The 5,058-nt window shown below is 64.7% G+C and carries 4 protein-coding genes; 3 read left to right on the top strand and 1 reads right to left on the bottom strand.

The window, feature by feature from the left end:
* The first annotated feature begins 362 nt into the window (after positions 1-362).
* The gene (locus G7Z99_RS19480; protein ID WP_181096767.1) at positions 363-1,094 is read left to right on the top strand and encodes a lysophospholipid acyltransferase family protein; all 732 of its coding nucleotides are present in this window, start codon (positions 363-365) and stop codon (positions 1,092-1,094) included.
* Positions 1,095-1,162: 68 nt separating this feature from the next.
* Positions 1,163-2,134: a magnesium and cobalt transport protein CorA gene (locus tag G7Z99_RS19475; RefSeq protein WP_181096765.1), complete on the top strand. Its 972-nt coding sequence runs from the start codon at positions 1,163-1,165 to the stop codon at positions 2,132-2,134.
* 217 nt (positions 2,135-2,351) lie between these two features.
* On the opposite strand, the gene G7Z99_RS19470 is transcribed toward G7Z99_RS19475, so the two are convergent.
* The gene (locus G7Z99_RS19470) at positions 2,352-3,707 is read right to left on the bottom strand and encodes a DEAD/DEAH box helicase (protein WP_219854303.1); all 1,356 of its coding nucleotides are present in this window, start codon (positions 3,705-3,707) and stop codon (positions 2,352-2,354) included.
* A gap of 105 nt (positions 3,708-3,812) precedes the next feature.
* On the opposite strand from G7Z99_RS19470, the gene G7Z99_RS19465 reads away from it, so the two are divergent.
* A partial coding sequence (locus G7Z99_RS19465; RefSeq protein ID WP_181096761.1) for a mechanosensitive ion channel family protein occupies positions 3,813-5,058 on the top strand: 1,246 nt, incomplete at its 3' end.

Below are 5,058 nucleotides of genomic sequence, written 5' to 3'. Positions count from 1 at the left end.
CGTACAAACAGATCGTCTGTGCGGCCATGCGCAAGCTGCTGCACCTGGTGTATGGCGTGGTGAAATCCGACAAACCGTTCGACCCTCAGATCGCACTTGCGATGTGAGGATCAAGACGGTATCTACATGGACCGTGGACCGCCTGCCCTACCGCAGTGGGTGTAGGAGCGGCCCCGTGCCGCGACTGGGCCCGCAGGGTCCACAAAGCCATCGCCGACAAGCCCACTCCCACACCTCGACCGCAGTGCTGGAGTGAGCCAGATCCACGGCTGGCCAAGGGCCGCTTGCAGCCACCCTCCCCTTGCAGCCTTTCAGTGCACGGTCGTACACTGCACCGCGAACATCTGGTTGCGAGCCTTTCGATGCTTTCTCTCCTGCGCATGCTGCTTCTTGGTCTGCACGTCGTTCTGGCCAGCCTGGCGGGGCTGGTGATCGGTCTGTGCCGCCCCTTCAACCCGGACAACAGCCGCCTCTTCGCGCGTCTTTATGGCATTCCCGCAACGCGCATCATGGGCCTGCGCCTGAAAGATGAAACCGGCCCTCTGGCCGACCAGCCACCGGGCTGCGTGATCATCGCCAACCATCAGTCCAACTACGATCTGTTCATCCTTGGCCAGGTCATCCCGCGCTGCACGGTGGCCGTGGGCAAGAAGAGCCTGGGGCTGATCCCATTGTTCGGCCAACTGCTGTGGCTGGGCGGCAACGTGCTGGTCGACCGCGGCAATGCCTACCAGGCGCGCAAGGCCATGCACCTGACCACCCGCAAGCTGCAGAACGGCGCGTCGATCTTCATCTTCCCCGAGGGCACGCGCAACCGTGGCGAGCGGCTGCTGGACTTCAAGAAGGGCGCCTTCCACATGGCCATCGAGGCCGGGGTGCCGATCGTGCCGGTGTGCGTCAGCCGTTATGCCCATGACCTGAACCTCAACGCCTGGCGTCGGCGCACCGTGGTCGTGCGCTCGTTGCCACCGATCGCCACCGCCGGCCTGAGCAAGCAGGACATCCCTGCGCTGATCGAGCAGTGCCGCACCCAGATGCAACAGGGCATCGACCGTCTGGAGCAGGAACGCCGAAACGACGCCCGCCCCCACTGACATGCCCCTTGCCCGCCGACGCGGCCGGCCCCAAGCTAGGCCGCATCGGATCGAGAGAGCAGGTCATCATGGGACGTGTCGTGGCGGCAGCGGTATACAGTGGTGGGCGCAAGGTCACCAACATCGGTATCGATCAAGGCGGCGAATGGGCCGCCAAGCCCGGGCACTTCGTCTGGATAGGCCTGGAAGAGCCCCGCGCGCAGGAACTGGAGATCCTGCAGCGCCAGTTCGACCTGCACGAACTGTCTATCGAGGACGCGCTGGAAAAGCACAGCCGCTCCAAGCTCGAGACCTTCGGCGATGCGCTGTTCATCGTCACCTACTCGCCCGTGCGCCAGAACGGGCAGTTGCAGTTCATCGAGACGCACATCTTCGCCGGCAAGGGCTACGTCATCACCTGTCGTAACGGCCACTCCACCTCCTACGCTCAGGTGCGCCAGCGCTGCGAGGCGCGGCCGCTGCTGCTCGAGCATGGCGAGGACTTCGTGCTGTACGCGCTGCTGGACTTCGTCACCGAGAACTACCAGCCGGTCAGTGAGGCGATCCACGAAGAGATCCAGTCGCTGGAGCAGCGGGTGCTGGCCGGTACCCTGGTCGAAGAGGACATCAAGCACCTGCACCGCCTGCGCCGCGACGTCCTGCGCATGAAGCGCTACGTGGCACCGATGGTGGAGATCAGCGAGGAGCTGCAGCGGCTGAAGTTTCCCTTCATCGACAAGAACATGCGACCGTACTTTCGCGACGTGCAGATCCATGTCAAACGGCAGATGGAAGACCTCTCGACCGTCCACGAGATCGCCAGCCAGACCATCGAAGTCGGCCTGCTGCTGGACTCGGCACGCCAGAGCGCGGTACAGCGCAAGTTCGCCGCCTGGGCCGCGATCCTGGCCTTCCCCACGGCCATCGCCGGGATCTACGGGATGAACTTCCAGAACATGCCCGAGCTGAGCTGGCACTACGGCTACTTCATGGTGCTGGGGGTGATCGCGACGGGGTGCACGGGGCTATTCGTCAGCTTCAAGCGGTCGGGGTGGTTGTAGGCGTAATGGGGTTGATCATCGCGGGCAAGCCCCACAGGGTGGTGACAGTTATCGAGCGGACAGGTGTCCGAAAAGCAGCCCGTGGGGGCCGGGTTGTCAGCGATAGCATTCGATCAGTCATTGCCTGGGCAGGTGGGTCCTGCGGACCCACCAAACCAGCCACTCGCCGCATCAGGCAAACAGCTGCCCTCACAGCGTCGGGCGCCCTGCCCTGCCCTCACTCCGCCGCCGGCGTACGCTTCTTCAACGGTGCCATCCCATCGGCGCTGGCCAGGGGCTTGGCCTTCGGCCGGGCGGCCGGCTTGCGCTTGGCGGCGGTCTTCTTGTCGGTCTTCTTCTCGACCTTTTTCTTCTTGCTGCCCGCGGCCTTGCCCGACGCCTTGACCTTCTTCGGCCCGTTGTAGGTGCCCTTGACCTCCTTGATCACCCGGCGCTCGAACTGCTGCTTGAGGTAGCGCTCGATGCTCGACATCAGGTTCCAGTCGTTATGGCACACCAACGAGATCGCCAGGCCTTCGGCACCGGCACGCCCGGTACGGCCGACCCGGTGCACGTACTCGTCGCCACTGCGCGGCATGTCGAAGTTGATCACCAGGTCCAGGCCCTCGATGTCCAACCCGCGCGCCGCCACGTCGGTGGCCACCAGCACCTTGGAGCTGCCCTGCTTGAAGCGCTCGATCGCCAGCTTGCGGTCCTTGGAGTCCTTCTCGCCGTGCAGCACGAACACCTTGACGTCCTGCGCCACCAGGTGCCCGTACAGACGGTCGGCCCAGGCCCGGGTGTTGGTGAAGATGATCGCCTTCTGGTAGGTCTCGTTCTGCAGCAACCACTGGACGATCTTTTCCTTGTGCTGGTCATGATCGGCAGTGATGACCTGCTGGCGGGTGCCTTCGGCCAGCTGCGAGACGCTGTTGAGCATCAGGTGTTCCGGGTCCTTGAGCACCTTGCCGATCACCTCGCGCAAGGCCGCACCGCCGGTGGTGGCGGAGAACAGCAGGGTCTGCTCGCGGTTGGCGCACTCCAGGCACAGCCGCTCCATGTCTTCGGCGAAGCCCATGTCCAGCATGCGGTCGGCTTCATCGAGGATCAGCACCTGCACGTGGGACAGGTCGAGGTTGCCGGCATTGAGCTGCTCGAGCAGGCGACCCGGCGTGCCGATCAGCACGTCCGGCACCTTGCGCAGCATGGCGGCCTGCTCCTTGAAGTCTTCGCCACCGGTGACCAGGCCCGACTTGATGTAGGTGAACTGCGAGAACAGCTGCACCTGCTTGAGGGTCTGCTGCGCCAGCTCGCGGGTCGGCAGCAGGATCAGCGCGCGGATCTCCACGCGACGCTCGCGCAGGTCGACCAGGCGGTTGAGCAGCGGCAGCACGAACGCTGCGGTCTTGCCGCTGCCGGTTTGCGCCGTGACTCGCAGGTCTCGCCCTTGCAAGGCCAGGGGGATGGCCGCTGCCTGTACCGGGGTCGGCTCGACAAAGTTCAGCTCGGCCACGGCTTTGAGCAGGCGTTCATGCAGGGCGAATTGGGAAAACACGGGATGTAACCTCGGGCATGTGCGGAAATTCAGTTGCATAGGGTAACGTTTTCCGTGCCCATAGCCGAGTTTCTTTTCTCCAACCGCCGGTCGTTACGCGGTCTAATAGCGCCTGATTTCGCAACGATGACTACCCGCTTACCCATGGATATCCGACAACTCTGGCTCGACGCCCTCGACCTCTGGGGCACCCTCGATCAACACCCGCTGCTGCACGCCAGCCTTGGCCTGGCCGTGCTCTTCGGCGTCTCGCTGGTCCTGGGCCGCCTGGCCCGCTTCCTGGTGCTGCACGGCAGCCGCCTGCTGGCCCGCCAACCGGCCCTGCGCTGGCTCGATGACCTGCGCCACAACAAGGTCTTCCACCGTCTGGCCCAGACCACGCCGTCGCTGGTGATCCAGTTCGGCCTCAAGCTGGTGCCGGGCCTGAGCGCGGTCACCCTGCACTTTCTCGACAACCTGGCGCTGGCCTTCACGCTGCTGTTCATGACCTTGGCCCTGGCCAGCCTGCTCGACGCCCTGCTCGACATCTACGCCCGCACCGAACACGCCCGCACCCGCTCGATCAAGGGCTACGTGCAACTGGCGAAGATGGTCCTGTGGGTGTTCAGCGCCATCATCATCGTCGCCACCCTGATCGACCGCTCGCCGCTGCTGTTGCTCTCGGGTCTGGGCGCCATGTCGGCGGTACTGCTGTTGGTCTACAAGGACACCCTGCTGTCGTTCGTCGCCAGCGTGCAGCTCACCAGCAACGACATGCTCCACGTCGGCGACTGGATCGAGATGCCACAGGTCGGCGCGGATGGCGACGTGGTGGACATCACCTTGCACACGGTCAAGGTACAGAATTTCGACAAGACCCTCGTCTCCATCCCCACCTGGCGGCTGATGAGCGAGTCGTTCCGCAACTACCGCGGCATGCAGCAGGCAGGTGGGCGGCGGATCAAGCGCAGCCTGTTCATCGACGCGACCGGCATTCGCTTCCTCACCCCGGACGAAGAACACACGCTGAGCCAGGTGCGCCTGCTGGGCGATTACCTGGTCGGCAAGCGGCACGAGCTGAGCGCCTGGAACGAGGCCCTGGGGCCGGCCGGCGAGCTGGCGGCGAACCGGCGGCAACTGACCAACCTGGGCACCTTCCGCGCCTTCGCGCTGGCCTACCTGCGGCATCACCCCGAGGTACGCCAGGACATGACCTGCATGGTCCGGCAGATGGAGCCGACCGCGCAGGGGGTACCGCTGGAGATCTACTGCTTCACCTCGACCACGGTGTGGGCGGAGTACGAGCGGATTCAGGGGGATATCTTCGACTACCTGCTGGCGGTGCTGCCGGAGTTTGGGCTGGGGGTGTATCAGCAGCCCAGTGGGGCGGATTGGCGGGTGGGGTTGGCGG

The sequence above is a fragment of the Pseudomonas entomophila genome, assembly GCF_013523165.1.
GTDB classification, from domain to species: domain Bacteria; phylum Pseudomonadota; class Gammaproteobacteria; order Pseudomonadales; family Pseudomonadaceae; genus Aquipseudomonas; species Aquipseudomonas entomophila_A.
Note: the sequence above shows the minus strand (reverse complement) of the source record. Positions and strands in the feature narration are given on the sequence as shown.